The 17,644-nt window shown below is 70.3% G+C and carries 18 protein-coding genes and 1 other RNA gene; 5 read left to right on the plus strand and 14 right to left on the minus strand.

What is annotated here, in order from left to right; translation table 11 throughout:
• The first annotated feature begins 226 nt into the window (after window positions 1-226).
• Both IQ220_RS00500 and IQ220_RS00505 read left to right on the plus strand, forming a co-directional pair.
• Complete coding sequence (locus IQ220_RS00500) at window positions 227-418, plus strand: hypothetical protein (protein ID WP_193912803.1); 192 nt, start codon at window positions 227-229, stop codon at window positions 416-418.
• Between the two features lie 57 nt (window positions 419-475).
• Window positions 476-823 (plus strand): YciI family protein, encoded by a 348-nt coding sequence (locus IQ220_RS00505; protein ID WP_193912805.1) that lies wholly within the window; start codon window positions 476-478, stop codon window positions 821-823.
• Here the strand turns inward: IQ220_RS00505 and IQ220_RS00510 are convergent.
• The 7 genes from IQ220_RS00510 to IQ220_RS00540 all read right to left on the minus strand — a co-directional run bounded on the left by IQ220_RS00510 (window position 794) and on the right by IQ220_RS00540 (window position 6,797).
• Complete coding sequence (locus IQ220_RS00510; RefSeq protein WP_186697094.1) at window positions 794-1,036, minus strand: hypothetical protein; 243 nt, start codon at window positions 1,034-1,036, stop codon at window positions 794-796. The two genes, IQ220_RS00505 and IQ220_RS00510, sit on opposite strands and share 30 nt — an antisense overlap.
• A 50-nt stretch (window positions 1,037-1,086) precedes the next feature.
• A complete protein-coding gene (cbiB, locus tag IQ220_RS00515; RefSeq protein ID WP_193912807.1) occupies window positions 1,087-2,100 on the minus strand; it encodes an adenosylcobinamide-phosphate synthase CbiB in 1,014 nt (337 codons plus the stop codon).
• A 43-nt stretch (window positions 2,101-2,143) separates the two neighbouring features.
• Window positions 2,144-3,106 (minus strand): hypothetical protein, encoded by a 963-nt coding sequence (locus IQ220_RS00520; protein WP_370566288.1) that lies wholly within the window; start codon window positions 3,104-3,106, stop codon window positions 2,144-2,146.
• Between the two features lie 71 nt (window positions 3,107-3,177).
• Window positions 3,178-4,173 carry a ketol-acid reductoisomerase gene (ilvC, locus tag IQ220_RS00525; RefSeq protein ID WP_186697092.1) on the minus strand — a complete coding sequence of 332 codons (996 nt, stop codon included), beginning with the start codon at window positions 4,171-4,173 and terminating at the stop codon, window positions 3,178-3,180.
• Between the two features lie 64 nt (window positions 4,174-4,237).
• Window positions 4,238-4,840, minus strand: coding sequence for an ATP-dependent Clp protease proteolytic subunit (locus tag IQ220_RS00530; RefSeq protein ID WP_193912809.1), 603 nt, complete (start codon window positions 4,838-4,840; stop codon window positions 4,238-4,240).
• 60 nt (window positions 4,841-4,900) lie between these two features.
• Window positions 4,901-5,599, minus strand: a complete 699-nt coding sequence (locus tag IQ220_RS00535; RefSeq protein ID WP_186697090.1) for an ATP-dependent Clp protease proteolytic subunit — start codon at window positions 5,597-5,599, stop codon at window positions 4,901-4,903.
• A gap of 31 nt (window positions 5,600-5,630) precedes the next feature.
• On the minus strand, window positions 5,631-6,797 hold the full coding sequence (locus IQ220_RS00540) for a PIN/TRAM domain-containing protein (protein WP_228008783.1): 1,167 nt from the start codon (window positions 6,795-6,797) through the stop codon (window positions 5,631-5,633).
• Between the two features lie 82 nt (window positions 6,798-6,879).
• Between IQ220_RS00540 and hemW the strand changes: the two genes are divergently transcribed.
• A complete protein-coding gene (gene hemW, locus IQ220_RS00545) occupies window positions 6,880-8,232 on the plus strand; it encodes a radical SAM family heme chaperone HemW (RefSeq protein WP_228008784.1) in 1,353 nt (450 codons plus the stop codon).
• Here hemW and panB read toward each other — a convergent pair.
• Entirely contained in the window at window positions 8,120-8,932 is an 813-nt protein-coding gene (gene panB / locus IQ220_RS00550) for a 3-methyl-2-oxobutanoate hydroxymethyltransferase (protein WP_193913120.1), read from the minus strand. The two genes, hemW and panB, sit on opposite strands and share 113 nt — an antisense overlap.
• A gap of 50 nt (window positions 8,933-8,982) precedes the next feature.
• Here panB and ffs point away from each other — a divergent pair.
• Window positions 8,983-9,079: signal recognition particle sRNA small type (gene ffs, locus IQ220_RS00555), an RNA gene on the plus strand.
• Window positions 9,080-9,211: 132 nt separating this feature from the next.
• Here the strand turns inward: ffs and ftsZ are convergent.
• The 6 genes from ftsZ to glsA form a co-directional block, all read right to left on the minus strand.
• Window positions 9,212-10,324 (minus strand): cell division protein FtsZ, encoded by a 1,113-nt coding sequence (gene ftsZ, locus IQ220_RS00560; protein ID WP_225875646.1) that lies wholly within the window; start codon window positions 10,322-10,324, stop codon window positions 9,212-9,214.
• 267 nt (window positions 10,325-10,591) lie between these two features.
• A complete protein-coding gene (locus IQ220_RS00565) occupies window positions 10,592-11,407 on the minus strand; it encodes a cell division protein FtsQ/DivIB (RefSeq protein WP_186697088.1) in 816 nt (271 codons plus the stop codon).
• Complete coding sequence (locus IQ220_RS00570) at window positions 11,404-11,814, minus strand: hypothetical protein (RefSeq protein ID WP_186697087.1); 411 nt, start codon at window positions 11,812-11,814, stop codon at window positions 11,404-11,406. Before IQ220_RS00570 ends, IQ220_RS00565 begins: the two co-directional genes overlap by 4 nt.
• Window positions 11,811-12,980: a D-alanine--D-alanine ligase family protein gene (locus IQ220_RS00575; RefSeq protein ID WP_186697086.1), complete on the minus strand. Its 1,170-nt coding sequence runs from the start codon at window positions 12,978-12,980 to the stop codon at window positions 11,811-11,813. The genes IQ220_RS00570 and IQ220_RS00575 overlap by 4 nt, the downstream gene beginning before the upstream one ends.
• A gap of 29 nt (window positions 12,981-13,009) precedes the next feature.
• Window positions 13,010-14,434, minus strand: a complete 1,425-nt coding sequence (miaB, locus tag IQ220_RS00580; protein ID WP_228008785.1) for a tRNA (N6-isopentenyl adenosine(37)-C2)-methylthiotransferase MiaB — start codon at window positions 14,432-14,434, stop codon at window positions 13,010-13,012.
• Between the two features lie 61 nt (window positions 14,435-14,495).
• Entirely contained in the window at window positions 14,496-16,337 is a 1,842-nt protein-coding gene (glsA, locus tag IQ220_RS00585) for a glutaminase A (RefSeq protein ID WP_193912810.1), read from the minus strand.
• Window positions 16,338-16,494: 157 nt separating this feature from the next.
• Between glsA and IQ220_RS00590 the strand changes: the two genes are divergently transcribed.
• Complete coding sequence (locus IQ220_RS00590; protein ID WP_193913126.1) at window positions 16,495-17,628, plus strand: dipeptide epimerase; 1,134 nt, start codon at window positions 16,495-16,497, stop codon at window positions 17,626-17,628.
• The last annotated feature ends 16 nt before the right edge of the window (window positions 17,629-17,644 follow it).

Raw genomic sequence — 17,644 nt, forward strand, 5'->3', positions numbered from 1 at the left:
GCTGGGCGTGCCCAACGGCGCCCCAGCACCAGGCAAGAAAAAAGGCGGTACCCAAGAGGGTGCCCGCCCAGAGGAACGTCTTCGTGAAAGATTGTATTACAGAGCGTGAACGGGCTCTCTCAGGATCAGGCCCGTCCCGGGGTGGGCTCTGGTGGGTCGCCGCTTTCGTGGCGGCCTCCTGCTGAACGCCCTAGCGTCTGGATGGCCAGGTTGCTCGTCGAGGGCGATGCGCATCACCCAGTACGACGGTCAGTTTCTGATGGCCCTCAGTGCCCAGGAGGCCTCCAGGCTGATGGACACCTGCGCGGTGGTGGTGCTGGCCGCCGATGCTGAACCCGCCGTGCCCTTGCCCGTTGAGATGACGTCTCTGCTGGCCGATCTGCTGGAAGGTCTGCGCAGCCAGGCGAGTGTGGAGTGACGCCTCCGCTGGGGCTCAGGGGTAGCAGAGTGCCCGAAGTCGCAGGTGGGCGGAGCGATGCCCTGGTTTGTGAAGCTGGAGGAGGGTCTGGTGGACAAGGCCCAGTTCGATGCGGTGGTGCCGTTGCATCTGGCCTGGTTGGCTGAGCTCGAAGCCCAGGGCCATCGCCCCGTGAGTGGCTACTGGGCCGACCGCCGTGGTGCTGAGGGTGCCGGCGGCATGCTGCTGTTCTGGGCCGGGTCGTGGGATGAGGCCTCCCGGCTGGTGCGCCACGATCCCCTGATCGAGCAGGGATGTGTGAGCTGGACCCTGCACGAATGGGCACCGGTGTTCGGCGTTCCGGCTCCGGTCTCGCCGCCAGCCACCGCCGCTGCCTCAGGAATGAAACAGCAGCACCAGTCCTGAGCTGATCTGGTGAAATTCCCGCTCCTCGCGGCTGAGGTCGAGCCCCACCTGCAGGGCCTCCTTGAGGGCGTCCTCATAGGGCGGGGCCGAGGGTGCGGTGCCGGCGTGCCAGAGCGCGGCGATGCCCACGGGTGTGGCATGCCACCGGAAGCAGGCTGTGGTCCCGATGTCCGGCTCCTGGAGGGCTTCTTCAAGGAGGTCGCGAATCGGCATGGGCCCTGGGACGTGCCCGCAGCTTCGGCAGGATCCGTCCATCCGGGCAATCAGCTGAGAGCTTTCGTGATGAAAGGCGGCAGCCCCGCCACCAGAAGGGCTGCGGCCAGCCAGAGCGCTTGCAGCCGCAGCGACAGCCGCAGCATGCGCCGCACAGCAGCGGCATCCGCTGCCGGCCGGCCCTGCGCCAGTAGCGGTTTGCGGCGCAGGCAGCCGCCATAGCGGTTGCTGCCCCCCAGCTGCACCCCCACGGCGTGGGCATAGGCCGCCTGGGACACCCCAGCATTCGGCGAGGGATCGGGCGCCCCATCCCGCAGGGCGAGCTCCAGCCCCCGCCAGGCTCCCGCCAGCTCCTGGCCGGCGGCGAGCGGCAGGCTCACGGCCACCAGGCGGCAGGGCAGCCACACCAGCAGGTCGTCGAGCCGGGCTCCGGCCGTGCCCAGCCAGGCCAGGCTGCCGCGGCGGTAGCCCAGCATCGAATCCAGGGTGCTGGCCGCCTTGAAGCTCCAGGCCAGGGCCAGAGGACCAGGCAGGACCGGTGCCAACGGGCTCAGAACCGCCCCGGCCAGCATCCAGAACAGGGGCGCGAACAGGCCGTCCACGGCGTTCTCACTGGCGGTTTCTGCCAGGGCGCGCAGGATCTCCTCCCTGCTGAGCTGGTCGGTGTCGCGGCCCACGATGCGCCCCAGCTGCCGCCGGGCCGGCTCCGGATCCGCCTCCGGCAGCAGCGCCAGCACCCCGTTCACGGCCTCCTCGAGGCTGCGGCCGGCCAGGGCGCTGGCCAGCCCCACCACCAGCACCGCCACCCCCAGGGCGCTCTGGTCCGCCCAGCGCTCCAGCAGCCAGCCGGCAGCACCGCTGAGCCCCACCACCAGCAGCGTGATCGCCGCCCCGGCCAGGCGCAGCCGGCCGGGGCGGCCGGCGGCCCAGCCCTCGGCCAGCCGTCGCAGCCGGGCAATGCCCCAGCCCATCACCTGCACCGGATGGAGCCAGCGCTGGGGATCGCCCAAGCCGCGATCGAGCAGGGCGGCCGTGAGCACCTGCAACACCAGCAGCAGCGGCATCAGCGTGAAAGTGGGATCGGCGGGATCAACGGGATCAACGGGATCAGCGGCAGCGGCCCAGGGGCCAGGCCAGCGCCGCGAAGGCCAGCAGCTGCAGCGGCAGGGCCAGGCCGAGGCCGAGCAGCTGGCTCAGCAGACCCATGCCGAGGCTGCCGGCCAGGCCGCCCACCGCCCCGGAGCGCTGCAGCACCGTCCAGCGCAGGGGGGCGTCTCCCAGGGGGCCCAGGGCTCCCACCAGGGCGGCATCACTGGCCGCGGCCAGCCCCCCCAGGGGCAGGAACAGCAGCACCGCGCTCCAGCCCGGAACCAGCTGGGCCGTCCCCAGCAGGACCGCCATCAGGCCGTAGCGCAGCGGCCCGTTCAGGGGCGGCAGCAGTCCCGTGAAGCCCCGGCCGAGCCCGTAGGCCGCCAGCAGCATGGCGAAATCAAAGCAGTCGCCCTCGCCCACCGCCCGCACCCACAGGGGTAACAGGGCGAACAGACCCCCGAAGAGCAGGCCCTGCAGTGCGCAGAGCCGGCTGAAGGGGATGGTCTGAGCCGGAGCCTTCGGGAGCTCACCCTCGGCGACCGCGGGGCCCGTGCCCCGGCCCCGCACGGCCAGCAGCAGCCCCAGTGGCAGCAACAGCAGCAGGGCCGGCCCGAACTGCAGGGCTGCCGGGAACAGCAGGGCCGTGAGCAGATAGCCCACCAGGGAGCCCAGGTCGGAGCCGCGCCGCAGCTGCTCGATCGAGCTGCCCGGCTGGCGCAGCAGTCGCCGCTGCAGGGGCAGCCCGGAGAGTTCAGCGCCGAGGGCGAACAGCAGCACGGCCAGCAGCGATGCCGCCAGCAGCAACGGCGCAGGCAGCCACTGCAGCGCCTGGGCCGCTGCCACCGCCAGCAGTGCCAGCACCGCCAGCAGCTGCAGGGCATAGGCCCAGGCACGACGCCGCAGCGGCAGCAGGGCCGGCAGGGTGCCGAGGGCCGGCAGCAGGCTGTTGAGCAGCGGTGAGGGGCTGAGCCCGCTCACCAGCCAGGCCGTGGAAGCCAGGGTGAGGCTGCCCCCTGCCTGGGTGCTGCCCCAGAGCAGGGAGGGGGGAATCAGGCTGCCTTGAGCCAGGAGAACATGGCCCGCAGACCTGTGCCCACCTGCTCGATCGGATGCTCGGCGTCCCGCTGGCGGATCTTGGCCATCTCGGGCTTGCCGGCCTCGCACTCGGCCACGAAGTTGCGGGCGAAGGTGCCGTCCTGGATGTCGGCCAGGATGCGCTTCATCTCGGCCTTGGTGGCGGCGGTGATCAGGCGCGGGCCGCTCACATAGTCGCCGTATTCGGCGGTGTTGGAGATCGAATCGCGCATGGCGGTGAGGCCGCCCTTCACCATCAGATCCACGATCAGCTTCACCTCGTGCAGGCACTCGAAATAGGCCAGCTCGGGCTGATAGCCCGCCTCCACCAGGGTTTCAAAGCCTGCCTTCACCAGTTCGCTGAGGCCACCGCAGAGCACGGCCTGCTCGCCGAACAGGTCGGTTTCGGTTTCCTCCTTGAAGTTGGTTTCGAGGATGCCGGCGCGGGTGCCGCCGATGCCCTTGGCGTAGGCCATGGCCAGGGCACGGGCGTTGCCGCTGGCGTCCTGCTGCACCGCAAACAGGGCCGGCACACCCATGCCGTTCTGGTATTCCCAGCGCACGGTGTGGCCGGGACCCTTCGGGGCGATCATCACCACGTCCACCTCGGCCGGGGGCTGGATCAGCCCGAAGCGGATGTTGAAGCCATGGGCGAAGCTCAGCACCTTGCCGGCGCTGAGGTGGGGAGCAATCTCCGCCTCGTAGATCGCCTTCTGGATCTCATCGGGCAGCAGCACCATGATCCAGTCGGCCTTGGCGCAGGCAGCGGCCACGCTGAGCACCTCGAGGCCATCGGCCCTCGCCTTTTCGGCGGAACGGCTGCCCTCGTAGAGGCCCACCACCACGGCCACGCCGCTGTCCTTGAGGTTCAGGGCGTGGGCATGGCCCTGGGAGCCGTAGCCGATGATGGCCACCGTCTTGCCCGCCAGCAGGCTGAGATCGGCATCGGAGTCGTAGAAGAGCTGGGCCATCCGGGCTGAAGCTGAGGGCGGGGAGCAGTGTTCGAGCTTACGCAAGGGCCGCCGGCCGGCCGGCTCAGGCCTCGCTGGGGTGGGCGATCACCCGATCGATCAGGCCGTACTCCTTGGCCTCGGCGGCGCTGAGGAAGTAGTCGCGATCGGTGTCCTTCTGGATCTTTTCGAAGTTCTGGCCAGTCATGTCGGCCATGCTGTGGTTGAGCATGTCCTTGATCCGCAGGATCTCCTTCGCCTCGATGGCGATGTCGCTGGCCTGGCGCTGGCTGGTGCCCCCGAGCGGCTGGTGGATCATGATCCGGCTGTGGGGCAGAGCCAGCCGCTTGCCCTTGGTGCCAGCCCCCAGCAGGAAGGCCCCCATGGAGGCGGCCAGACCCACACAGATGGTCACCACGTCACTCTTGACGTACTGCATCGTGTCGTAGATGGCCAGACCCGCCGTCACCGATCCTCCCGGCGAATTGATGTACACGTAGATCGGCTTGGAGTTGTCCTCGGAGTCGAGGTAGAGCATCTGGGCGACCAGCGCATTGGCCACGGCGTCATTCACTTCCGAGCCGAGGAAGAGGATCCGCTCCACGCCGAGGCGGGTGTAGATGTCAACCCAGCGCTCGTACTGGCTGCCGGGCAGGCGGTAGGGAACGCTGGGGGTGCCGATGGGCATGGCTGGGAGGCGGCGGGTGTTGGTGGTGGAGTGAACTGGGGGGTGGGCCCTGGGCCCGGATCAGCCGATGCCGGCGGGGCTGCGCTGGGCGGCCAGAGGGGTGCCGCTGGGGAGGTCCTTCTGGCTGGTGAGCACGCGGTCGATCAGGCCGTACTCCAGGGCCTGGTCGGCGGTGAGGTAGGTCATGCGGTCGGAGTCGCGGGAGAGCTCCTCAACGCTGCGGCCGGTGTTGGTGGCCAGCATGCCCAGCATGGTGCGCTTGTTGTGCAGCACTTCCTGGGCCCGGATCTGGATGTCGCTGGCCTGACCGCGGGCGCCGCTGCGGGGTTGGTGCAGCACGATCGTGGCGTGGGGCAGGGCCGCCCGCTGCCCCTTGGTGCCGGCGCTGAGGATCATCGCCGCGGTGCCCATCGCCTGGCCGATGCAGATGGTGTGCACCGGTGGCTTCACATAACTGATCGTGTCAGCAATGGCGAAGGCCTCGGTTTCGAAGCCGATCGCATCGCCTGTGAACCAGGAGGTGCCGGTGGAGTTGATGTAGAAGAAAATGGGCTTGTCTGGGTTGTCGAACTCCAGATAGAGCAGCTGGGCGATGATCAGCTCGGTCACATCGATGCCCATCTGGCGCTTGGCCTCGTCGTCGCTGAACAGCGGCAAGCCCAGATACACAATCCGCTCCTTGAGCAGCAGGGAGGGGAGGTCCGGCGGCGGTGTGCGCATCACGGCGGAATCGCCGTAGTAAGGAGCTGACACCGACATCCGTTGACCCTGACAGGCACTGGATCGGAGCCTAGCGGGAGGCCCTCGGCTTGCGCTTGCTGGCGGGAGGTGTGGATCGCTCCCCCCCCCGCTCGTTGCCATGGCTGCCCGCCTCGGTGGCGCTGGCATGGAGCACGGGCTCGCGCCGGGCGAAGACGATGCGGCCGGTTGGGTTCTGCAGGGCGCCGGTGACCACCACCGGCAGGCGCTCGCCGATGTTCTCGCGGGCTCCCTCCACCACCACCATGGTGCCGTCATCCAGGTAGCCCACGCCCTGGTCGGCCTCCTTGCCCTCACGGGCGATCTTGAGCTGGAACTCATCGCCGGGCTGCACCTCGGGCCGCAGGGCGATCACCAGCTCACTGAGGTTGAGCACCTTGAGGCTCTTCAGCTCGGCCACCTTGGCCAGGTTGTAGTCGGTGGTGAGCAGGGTGCCGCCGGTGTCGGCGGTGAGGGCCTGCAGCTTGTCGTCCACCCCCTTGCCCTCGTAGCGGGTGCTGTTCACCACCAGGCGGCGCACGTACTGCTCGCGCAGCTCGGTGAGCAGCTTGAGGCCGCGGCGGCCGCGGCCGCGCTTCTCGGCGTTGCTGGAATCGGCCAGGGCCTGGAGTTCGTCGATCACGCACTGGGCCACGATCACCTGGCCCTCCAGCACACCGGAGTCGAGCAGGCCGCGCAGGCGGCCATCGATCACCACGCTGGTGTCGAGGATCTTGGCGCTGGCTGGCTGCAGCACCCCTTCGGCCACCAGCAGGGCCTCGGTGCTGCTGGGGTTGAACAGGCGCAGCAGGGTGCGGCCATGCACCTCGGCGAGGTTGTAGCCGGACACGCCGAAAAACACGTTGCTCAGCACCGCCGCCAGGGGCTTCACGAACACCACCTCCCAGGGCAGGGGCAGCAGCAGGATCGGTGCCAGCAGCAGGTTGGCCACCAGCAGGCCGAGAATCAGCCCCACGGCGCGGCTGACCAGCAGGTCGGTGGGCATGCTGCGCACCTGGCGCATCAGGCTGCGGCGCAGCTGGCCGAAGAACACCCCGGCGATCAGCCCGAAGAAGGCCCCGAAGCCGCCCAGCACCGTGCGCAGGCCCTCGGGGTTGTCCACCTCGGCCAGCATCGCCCTGGGCAGCAGGTCCACCCCCAGCCATCCGGCGGCGGCACCGGAGATCATGAACAGGATGAGGATGAGGGAGTCCACCATTGACGCTGTGTGGCGAGCTCCGGGCGATCCAGTGCGCAGCATGGCTGAAACCCGCCGGTTTGGCCTGCGGAGGTAACCGCACTTGATCGCCTCCACACCGTTGGTGCGGCCGCTGGGGTCCGCCGCCCTGCCCCCCCGCAGCGCCTACCTGCACATCCCCTTCTGTCACCGGCGCTGCTTCTACTGCGACTTTCCGGTGGTGCCCCTGGGCGACCGGGCCGGGGCGGCCCAGGGCCAGCCCGGTTCCGCCTCGATTGCGGCCTACCTGGAACTGTTGCTGCGGGAGATCGCCCTGGCCCCCTGGCCCTTGGGCCCGCCGCCGCCGCCTCTGTCGACGGTGTATCTGGGCGGCGGCACCCCCTCGCTGCTGGAGCCGCAGCAGGTGGGGGCGCTGCTGGGGGCCCTGGAGCGGCGCTTCGGGCTGGTGCCAGGGGCGGAGATCAGCCTGGAACTGGATCCCGCCAGCTTCGATCGCGCCCGCCTGCTGGCCTACCTGGACGCCGGCGTGAACCGGGTGAGCCTCGGTGGCCAGAGCTTTGACGACACCGTGCTGCAGCAGCTGGGGCGACGCCACAGCGGCCACGACCTGCGCCAGGCCTGCCGCTGGCTGGCCCAGGCCCGGCGCGACGGCGGCCTGGCCAGCTGGAGCCTGGATCTGATCCAGGCGGTGCCCGGCCAGAACCTGGAGGGCTGGCGAGACCAGCTGCGCCAGGCGGTTGCCACGGGCGCTCCCCACCTCTCGGTGTACGACCTCACGATCGAGCCGGGCACCGTGTTCGCGAGGCGCCTGGAGCAGGGCCGGCTGGCCCTGCCCGATGACGATCTGGCCGCCGACCTGATGGAGCTCAGCAGCGCCGCGCTGGGGGCGGCCGGCTATGGCCACTACGAGGTGTCCAACTACGCCCTGGCCGGCCACGCCTCGCGCCATAACCGCGTGTACTGGAGCGGGGCGGGCTGGTGGGGCTTTGGCATGGGGGCCACGGCGGCCCCCTGGGGGGAGCGCCAGGCCAGGCCCCGCACGCGGGAGGCCTACGCCCGCTGGCTGGAGCAGCAGGCCGCGTCGCTGGCTCAGGTCGGGACGCTGGGCCAGGCCGGCGCGTTCCAGGCGGCGGGGATGCCCCTCGATGAGCGCCTGATGGTGGGGTTACGGCGGCGGGAGGGGGTGCGGCCTGCCCAGCTGCTGCGGGCTGAGGGCTGGCAGGAGCAGAGGATCAGGGCCGAGCTTGGCCAGCTCAGGCAACGGCTGCAGCCCTGGCTGGCCCGGGAGCTGCTGCTGCTGGAAGGGGAGCGCTGGCGGTTGAGTGATCCCCAGGGCCTGGCCCTCAGCAATGCGGTGCTGCGGGAGCTGTGGTGCTGGATGGACGACTCTGGGCTGCCAGCCACAGGCGCAGCGCCTCCAGCGCCAGGGAGCGACCCTGCAGCAGCGGCGGGCTGAAGGGCGGTTGGCTGCCGGTGAGCCCGAGCAGGTCGGCGGTCACCCGCACCTGTCCGTCACAGCTGTCGCCGGCACCGATGCCGATCACGGGGATGGTGAGCGTGTGGCTGAGTTCTGTGGCGGCCTCCGCCGGCACATGCTCCACCACCAGGGCGAAGCAGCCGGCCTGCTCCAGGGCGCGGGCCGCGGTCCGCAGTCGTTCACGGCTGGCGGCATCGGTGGCCTGGCGCCGGTAGCCCGTGCGGTGCACGGACTGGGGCGTCAGCCCCACATGGCCCATCACCGGAATGCCGCTGCGCACCAGGCGGTCGATCACCGCCAGGGTTTCGGGTTCAGCACCTTCCAGCTTCACCGCCGCTGCGGGGCTCTGCTTGAGCACCCGGCCGGCGGCCGCCACGGCGTCATCGGGTTGACACTGATAGCTGAGGAAAGGCAGATCGCAGATCAGCAGGGGTTCATGGCCCGCCGCGCAGGCGCTGGCCATGCCGCGCGCCGTGGCGCGGCAGTGATGCAGCATCTCGTCGAGGGTCACCGGCAGGGTGGTGGGGTGGCCCAGCACCACCATGGCGAGCGAATCGCCCACCAGCACCGCATCAGCCCCCGCTTCGGCCACGAGGGCACCGGAGAGGGCATCCCAGGCGGTGAGCACGGTGATCGGCAGGCCCGCCTGTTTGCGACGGGCCAGATCGGCGGGGCGCACGGGCACGGGGCGCAGGGCGAGAGGGAGGGGGCCATTGCTAGCATCCACTCGACTCGGACCCACGCGGCCCAGACGCCCAAACCTGGTCAGGACCGGAAGGCAGCAGCCACACGGGATGCTCAGGGCAGGCGTGGAATCCGGGTCACCCCCTTCGGGCTGCCCATCCGCAGCCGTGCCGCACCGCCAGAGCGGCCATGAATGGATCGGCCGGCGGAGTTCCACCACTCACGTCTGATTGGGCTCTCTGTTGGAGCTGCTAAGCGATGGCGGCGGTAGACCTCAGCTCTCCTGATCACCTGGCCGCGTCTGGCGGTTCAGCAGGAACGGCGGGATCTTGGCGCCGCGCTCTTCGGGTGTGGGAGTGGGGGTGAACGGCGGGCTGGTGGCGAAGCTCACCGCCGGTCGTTCGGGGCGGTAGGTGGTGCCACCTGCGAAGCCGGTGGCGATCACCGTCACATGAATCTCGCCCTCCAGCCGCTCGTCCACCACGGCGCCCACGATGATGTTGGCGTCGGGGTCGACCACGTCATAGATCACCTCCGAGGCCGTGGTCATGTCCTCCAGGGTCATGTCGATGCCGCCGCTGATGTTGATCACGCAGCCCTTGGCGCCATCGATGCGGGCCGACTCCAGCAGCGGGCTGCTCATGGCGGCCTGGGCCGCCTCGCTGGCGCGGCTGCGACCCGAGCCCACGCCGATGCCCAGCAGGGCGGTGCCGGCATCGGCCATCACCGAGCGCACGTCAGCGAAGTCAACGTTCACCAGGCCGGGTTTGGTGATGATGTCGCTGATGCCCTTCACGCCCATGCGCAGCACGTCATCGGCGGCGCGGAAGGCCTCATTGAGGGGAGCGCCGGCGATCTCGTCCCGCAGGCGGTCATTGGGAATCACGATCAGGGTATCGACATGCTCGGCCAGCCGGGCAATGCCCTCCTCGGCCTGGCGCATCCGCTTACGGCCCTCGAATCCGAACGGCTTGGTGACGATGCCCACGGTGAGCGCCCCCACCTCCTTGGCCACTTCCGCCAGGATCGGTGCCGCGCCCGTGCCGGTGCCGCCGCCCATGCCGGCGGCAATGAAGATGAGATCGGCACCCTGGAGCGACTCCTGCAGTTCAGCCCGGGATTCCTCCGCGGCCTTCTGGCCGATCACCGGGTTGCCGCCGGCACCGAGACCGCGGGTGAGCTTCTGCCCCAGCTGAGTGCGCTTCTGGGCCGCCGACTGCAACAGCGCCTGGGCATCGGTGTTCAGCACCCTGTAGCCCAGCCCGTGCAGCTCAGAGGCAATCATCCGATTCACGGCGTTGCTGCCGCCACCACCTACACCGATCACCTCGATCCGGGCCGTCTGGCTGGGAACAATGCCGGCGGCATGGGTCGGGGTATGGGTCATCGCGTCGCGGTTGGCGAGGGCACCATTGGCCGTCGGGCTCGCAGGCAGAGTAATCGAATCACCCGTTTGGATCGGCGGCACGGAATTGGGGCCGTCGTCTTGCGCCATGGGGCTGGAATGCCGGTGAGCTGGGCGCATTATGTCCGCAAGTGGCCACCATGACTTTGTTCGATGGCGACCCTTTGCTCTTTTGCCGACAGACATCGGTGAGCCCGTGTCGTGGGCCAAGCCGGTTGAAGGCCCGATCAACCGGTGCTGAGCAGAGGCTCAAGGGGAGGCTGGCTTGGCAGTGGGCGCTTTCTTGAGGGCGAGCTCGGGCTGTTCCGGATCAGTGAGGTCGAGAGTTCTGAGTGGTTTGCCCTTGAGCTGAGCTGGGAGGGTCTTGACGAGGTGAGCCAGCACCTCCAGGCGGCGGGGGAGCTGGGCGTCGGCTGGCCCCAGGCGCACCAGCCCCAGGCTGGCGCTTCGCAGCCACAGGCCTCCATCAGGAGCAAAACGGATCTCCAGCAGATCGCTGCCCAGGGCGTCGCGGCGCTCCAGAACCTCAGCCAGCACCGGCCGAAGCCGCGGTTGCCAGCCGCTCACCAGCAGGCCCGAAGCCGCTGCATCGGCCATCAGCGCCCCCTGGCGGCTGTTCATCCAGTAGCCGGAGCGATCCACGAAGCCGGTCTCGTTGCCCTGGGCGGTGCGCCGCCGGGCGCGGGCCACGGCCTGGCGGTCGGTGAGCTGCACCTGCAGCCGCGGCGGTGCCATCAGCCGCGTCACCCGCACCTCCTCCACGGGCAGGGCCTCGGCGAGGGAGGCGGCGACCTGGCTGGGCTCCAGGCTGAGCAGGGTCTGGGGGAAGGTCAGCCCCGCAGCCTCGATCACCTGCTCGGCGCCCACCTGCTTGCTGCCCAGCACCTCCACCTGCTGCGGGTCGCTGAGGGTCCAGCCCTGGCGCAGCAGGGTGTAGCCCAGGCCGCCGGCGAGGCCGAGCAGCACCAGCAGCCGCCAGCCGTTGCGCAGCCGCTCGCGGCGGCGCTCAAGGCGCAGCTGGCGTCTGCGCTCAGCTCCTGGGGGAAGGGGCCTGGACGGACTCACAGCTCGCAGCGGGAACTGGCCATCAGTTCATCCATCCAGCGCCGGGCTCGCTCGGCATCGGCGAAGGGGAGATCCTTCTGGGCGCCGCCCCCCACCAGGCGCAGCCGGCAGGCCCCCTGGGATTCCTCGGTGAGGGGCGCCTCGCCCGATCCGAGCGCCAGCAGTTCCACCAGCTCCAGTTGCTTGATGCTGAAGGAGTCCTGCTCCACCAGGGCGCCGGCATCGAAGGTGCTCCAGCTCAGCACCCCGTCCACCAGCCGGGCGGCACCGCAGCCGTCGAGCTTGGCCAGTTCAGACCCCTCGGCCCAGTCCCGGAACAGCTGTTGCCGCCGCCGCTCCAGCCAGCCCAGGGACGTGAGCAGCACGAAGACGAGCAGCAGGGGCAGCCAGAGCAAGCCGTGAATCATGGGGAGACTCCTTTGAAGCGTCCTGGGGCCGGGTCGGCAGGGGAAGGCCACTCCAGGGCGGCCTGGATCAGTTCATCCACCAGGGTGTCCAGGTCGACGCCCGTGGCCTGCCACAGCATCGGGTACATGCTGAGGCTGGTGAAGCCAGGCAGGGTGTTGATTTCATTGAGCCAGAGGCCGCCACCCGCCGTCTCGCTCCCCGCCTCGCCCTCAGCCTTGCTCCCCACCTCGCCCTCGGCGTAGAAGAAATCGACCCGGGCCAGCCCCGAGGCGTTCAGGGCCTCGCAGGCCTGCACGGCCATGCTGCGGGCCCGCTCCGCCACCGCCTCCGGCACCGGTGCGGGGATCAGGGTGCGGCTCCTGCCATCGCTGTACTTGGTCTCGTAGTCGTACCAGTCGGCGTCGAAGCGGATTTCCCCCAGCACCGAGGCACTGAAGGGCCTGGGGCCGCCGCCGCGCACGGCGCACTCCAGCTCCCGGGCGGTGACGCCCTGCTCCACCACCACCCGCGGATCGAGGTCGGCGGCATCGCGCAGGCCCTCAAGCAGCGAGGGCCGATCCCTGGCCTTGCTGATGCCCACGGAGGAGCCCAGGTTGGCGGGCTTCACGAAGCAGGGGTAACTGAGCTGGGCCTCCAGCCGATCCAGCACGGCCTCGGCATCGCTCTGGACTTCGGCGGCGCTCACGGCGGCATAGGGCACCTGAGGAAGTCCTGAGGCGGCAAAGGCGGCCTTCATGGCCAGCTTGTCCATGCCCACGGCCGAACCGAGCACCCCGGAGCCCACGAACGGCACCTGCATGAGGGCGAACAAGCCCTGGATCGTGCCGTCCTCGCCGTTGGGGCCGTGCAGCACCGGGAACCACACCTGCACCGCCAGGGCTGCATCGGGAAAGCCCTGAAAGCCAGAGCGTTCCGTGCCGGGAGCGAGCTGGGTCGCGTTCGCCGGAGTGCCCTGGGCCAGCACCCGGTCGGCCAGTTCCGGACCCCACCAGCGGCCGCGCTGGTCGATATAGAAACAGCTCAGGGCGTAGCGAGCGGCATTGGCTTCAGCCCGCAGGGCGGCGGCCACCGTGGCGGCCGAGCGGATGGAGATGGCGTGCTCGCCGGAAGCCCCGCCGAAGATCAGGCCCACATGGATCCGGCCTTGGCTTGGGGCAGGGGTCATCGCGGCGGGCAGCCATCCCGGGCTGTAACTCAGGCCAGTGTGCCGCTCAGCGAGAAGGCCCGCACCTCCTCGATGCGCACGTTCACCAGATCGCCGGCCTGCACGGCCGGAGCCCCTGAGCCAGGGCCGGCCCCGGCCGGCTGATCAGCGCTGAAGAAGGTGAGCCGGTTGGTGCGGGTGCGGCCCATCCACTGACTGGCCTGGCGGGGGTTGGGGCCCTCCACCAGCACCTGCACGAGACGGCCCTGATAGCGGGCGCTGCGCCGCCGTGCCGTGCGCTCCACCAGGGCATTGAGCTCCTGCAGACGCTCCACCTTCACGGTCTCGCTGAGCTGGTCAGGCCAGTCAGCGGCAGGGGTGTTGGGGCGTGGCGAGTAGGCGGCGGTGTTCACCTGATCGAAGCCGATCTCCTCGATCAGGGCCAGGGTGCGGCGGAACTGGGCCTCGGATTCGCCTGGAAACGCCACGATCACATCGGCGCTGATCGCCGCATCGGGCATGCGCTCACGGATGCGGCTGAGGATGCGGCGGTAGCGCTCCACCGTGTAGCCCCGGGCCATCGCCTTCAGCACGGCGTCATCGCCGCTCTGGAAGGGGATATGGAAATGCTCACACACCTTCGGCAGGGCGGCGCAGGCATCGATCAGCCGCTCGGTGAAGTAGCGGGGGTGGCTGGTGGCAAAGCGGATCCGCTCCAGGCCCTCCACGTCGTGGACGTGGTGCAGCAGGTCGGTGAGGGTGTGCTGGCGGCGGCCCTCGGGGGTGATGCCGGGCAGGTCGCGGCCATAGGCATCGATGTTCTGCCCGAGCAGGGTGATCTCGCGGAAGCCCCGCGCCGCCAGCCCCTCCATCTCCAGACGGATGGCTTCGGGCCGGCGGCTCTGCTCCTGGCCGCGCACCGAGGGCACCACGCAGTAGGTGCAGCGTTCGTTGCAGCCGTAGATCACGTTCACCCAGGCGCACACGGCGCTGTCGCGGCGGGCGGTGGTGATGTCCTCAAGGATGTGGTGCTCCCCGGTGGCCACCACCTGCTGGCCCTGCTCCACCTGGGCCAGCAGGGTGTCGAGCCGGTTGGCGTGCTGGGGGCCCATCACCAGATCCAGCTCAGGCACGCGCCGCAGCAGCGCCTCACCCTCCTGCTGAGCCACACAGCCCGCCACCACCAGGGTGAGGTGGGGGTTGAGGCGCTTGCGCTGGGCCTGGCGGCCCAGGTAGCTGTACACCTTCTGCTCGGCGTTGTCGCGGATGGTGCAGGTGTTGTAGAGCACCAGATCGGCGCTGAGCTCGGCGCTGGCCTCGCGGTAGCCCAGGGTCTCGAGGATTCCGGCCATGCGCTCGGAATCCGCCTTGTTCATCTGGCAGCCGAAGGTGGTGATCCAGTAGCTGCCCCGGCCCGGCCCCGCGGGGCTCTGGGCAGCTGGGGGCGCCAGTTGGAGGGAGTGGGTTGCCGTCATCACGCCATTTTCCCGCATGGCGGCCGGGGCCGCCTTTAACCCATGGCGGCCGGGGCCGGCTTCAGCCCTCCTCCAGCAGCACCAGCTCCTGGTTGGTGCGCTCGAGCTTGCAGGCCAGCTCGCCGTGGAGCAACCGCATCAGCTGGATCAGCACGGCGGGATGCTGCCGCTCCAGCTGCTCGAGGCCCGCGCGGCCCAGCACCAGGCAGCTTCCGGGGGCCTCGGCCAGCACATCGGCACTGCCCTCGCCGCTGCCCAGGAAGGCCACTTCCCCGAACCAGCAGCCGGCGCCGAAGCTGGCGAGACGATCCTGGCGCCCGTCGGAGCCCACGGCGTTCAGCACGCTGAAGCGGCCCGATTCGATCAGAAACAGATCGCTGCCGGGGCCCCCGCCACGGCAGGCCAGCTCTCCGGCCTGGAACCTCCGCCGCTGCAGCAGGGGCTCGAGCACCCTGCGACTCGCTTGTGGCAAGCGCTCCAGCAGCCCCGGCCGCTGCTCCAGGGGTGGAGCGGCCGGAGCGAGCCGCTCCGCCAGCAGCAGCTCCTCGGCGTGCTCCAAGGCCTCATCCAGGCTGCTGAAGGTCTGCAGCCAGGGGATTGGCGTCGCCATGCCCAGGCCTTCCGGCCACAGCGCCTCCCCGTGCCTGCCCATGCAGAGCAACACGGTGCTGTGCCGGGGGCCGAGGCTGCCGAGCTGCTGCCGCATCAACCTGGCGCCCACGGCGGGCAGGCTGCTGACCCTGGTCAGGTCGAGCACCAGCACGGACCCCGCCGTGGCCTGGCGGTCGATCTCCGCCAGCAGCTCCTCGCCGGCGGCGAAATCGAGCACCCCCTGCACCTCCAGCAGCTTCAGCCGGGCGCCCTGGCGATCGAGCCAGTCGCGCTCCCCCTGCTGGCGCCAGCGGCGCGAATGGCGCCGGCAGCCGTCGCTGCTGGAGCGCAGGCAGCGCCCCGCCGGGGCTGGCTGGTTGAACAGGTGCAGATCCAGCTGCCGGGACAACCACTCACACACCGCAACGCCCCGAACGGAGTTGCCCAGACTGTCCAGGGGCGGGGAGTACACCGCCAGCCCAAGACGGCCGGGCACCACGGCCAGCAGGCCGCCGGCCACGCCGCTCTTGGCCGGCATGCCCACATCATGCAGCCACTGGCCGGCGTAGTTGTACATGCCGCAGCTGCCCATCACGGCCAGCACGTTGGTGGTGGTCTGCGGCTCGATCACGCTGACGCCGGTGCGGGGATGGCGGCCCTGGCAGGCGAGAGTGGCGGCCATGCTGGCCAGATCGAGGCAGCTCACCGACACGGCGCACTGCCGGAAGTACAGCTGCAGGCTGGGCTCAGGGTCGCTGCCGATGATCCCGAACTGGCGCAGCAGGTGGCCGATGGCGCGGTTGCGGTGGCCGCTGTCCCGCTCGGAGCGGAACACGGCCTCATCCACCGTCAGGGGCCGGCCGGCCAGGCTGGAATAGAAGTCGAGCAGCAGGCCCGCGGCATGGTCCGGGGCCTGGGCCATCACCTGGGCCGTGGTGGCGATCGCGCCGGCATTGATCATCGGGTTGCGCGGCCGGCCTGACGCCCCATCCAGGCTGATGGCGTTGAAGGCATCCCCCGAGGGCTCCACCCCCACCGTCTGCAGCAGCTGGCCCGCCGGCAGCAGTTTCAGGGCCAGGGCGTAGGTGAACGGCTTGGAGATCGACTGAATCGTGAAGCACTCAGCGGCGTCTCCGACGCTGTACACATGGCCGCTGGTGGTGGCCAGGGCAATGCCGAAATGGTCGGGGTTGGCCTTGGCCAGCTCCGGGATGTAGCGGGCCGGCTGGCCATCCTTCAGGTCTGAGAAGCGGGCGTGGGCCTCGTTGAGAATCTCCTGGATCGCTGTGGCGTTGACGCTGGACGGAGCCATCGCGAGGCTGCGGGGAGGGGGCCGATGCCGGGGCCGGCCGACGCCTGGAGTCTGGAGCCCCGCCCAGCCCCAGCCCCCCGCTGGCCCGCAGGCCCTTCGCTGCGACCGACCCCGTGCCAGCGTGGTTTCACGCCGCACCCGCCAGGGGCCCGAACCGATGCGCTGCCGCCTGCGCCCGTTCCGCCTCACCAAGGCCGTGCCCCTGGCGATCAGCCGTGGCAGCACCAGCGCGGTGGAGCATCTGCTGGTGGAGGTGAGCTACGAGGGCCTCACGGGCCTGGGGGAAACCGGCGGCTTCGACACCGGCCATCGCCACTACGACACCGCCGCCGTCGCCGCCGAACTGGAGGCCCTGGCCCCGCATCTGCAGGGGGCCTCACCCCTGGGGTCGCAGAGCCTGGAACCGCTGCTGGCGCAGCTCTCGCCCCCCGCCCGCTGTGGCCTCGATCTGGCCCTGCACGACTGGCGGGGCAAGCGCCTCGGCCAGCCCCTCTGGCGGCTCTGGGGCCTGGATCCAGGCGCCTGTGTCGCCACCAGCGTCACCCTGGGGCTGGGCACGCCCACGGCGGTGCTGGCGCGGCTCGAGCGCTGGTGGCAGCAGCTGCCCGCCAGCCGCATCAAGCTCAAGCTGGGCAGCCCGGAGGGCCTCGATCACGACCGCGCCCTGCTGCAGGCGGTGGCGGAGGCCCTGGAGCGCAAACGGCAGCAGGCTGGCGCGGCCTGTGAGCTGCAGGTGGATGCCAACGGGGGCTGGACCCTGGAGGACGCCCTGCGTCTGCTGCCCGAGCTCCAGGCCCATGGGGTGGTGCTGCTGGAGCAGCCGCTGGCGCCGCAGCTTGACCCGACGCGCGACACGGCCGGCTTCGCGGCCCTGCATCCCCACTGCCCCCTGCCCCTGGTGGCCGATGAGAGCTGCTGGAACCTCGAGGATCTGCTGCGGCTGGCCCCCCACACCGATGGGGTCAACATCAAGCTGCTCAAGAGCGGCGGGCTCACGGAGGCCCTGCTGATGGCCCAGACGGCGCGGCGTCTGGGGCTGGGGGTGATGCTGGGCTGCTACTCCGACGGCGCCCTGCTGAACGGCGCCGCGGCCCAGCTGCTGCCGCTGGTGCGCTGGCCCGATCTCGACAGCCACCTCAACCTGGTGGACGACCCCTTCACGGGCCTGGACTGCCAGGGCGATCAGCTGCTGCTGCCCGGTGGGCCGGGCCTGGGGATCGGTGTGGCGGAGGCCTGGCCCGGGCTGGTGCCCAGGGTGGCTGCGGGGCTGGCGCCGGAGGGGCTGCCGTGAGAGCCGAGCCGCCAGG

Source organism: Cyanobium sp. LEGE 06113 (assembly GCF_015207615.1).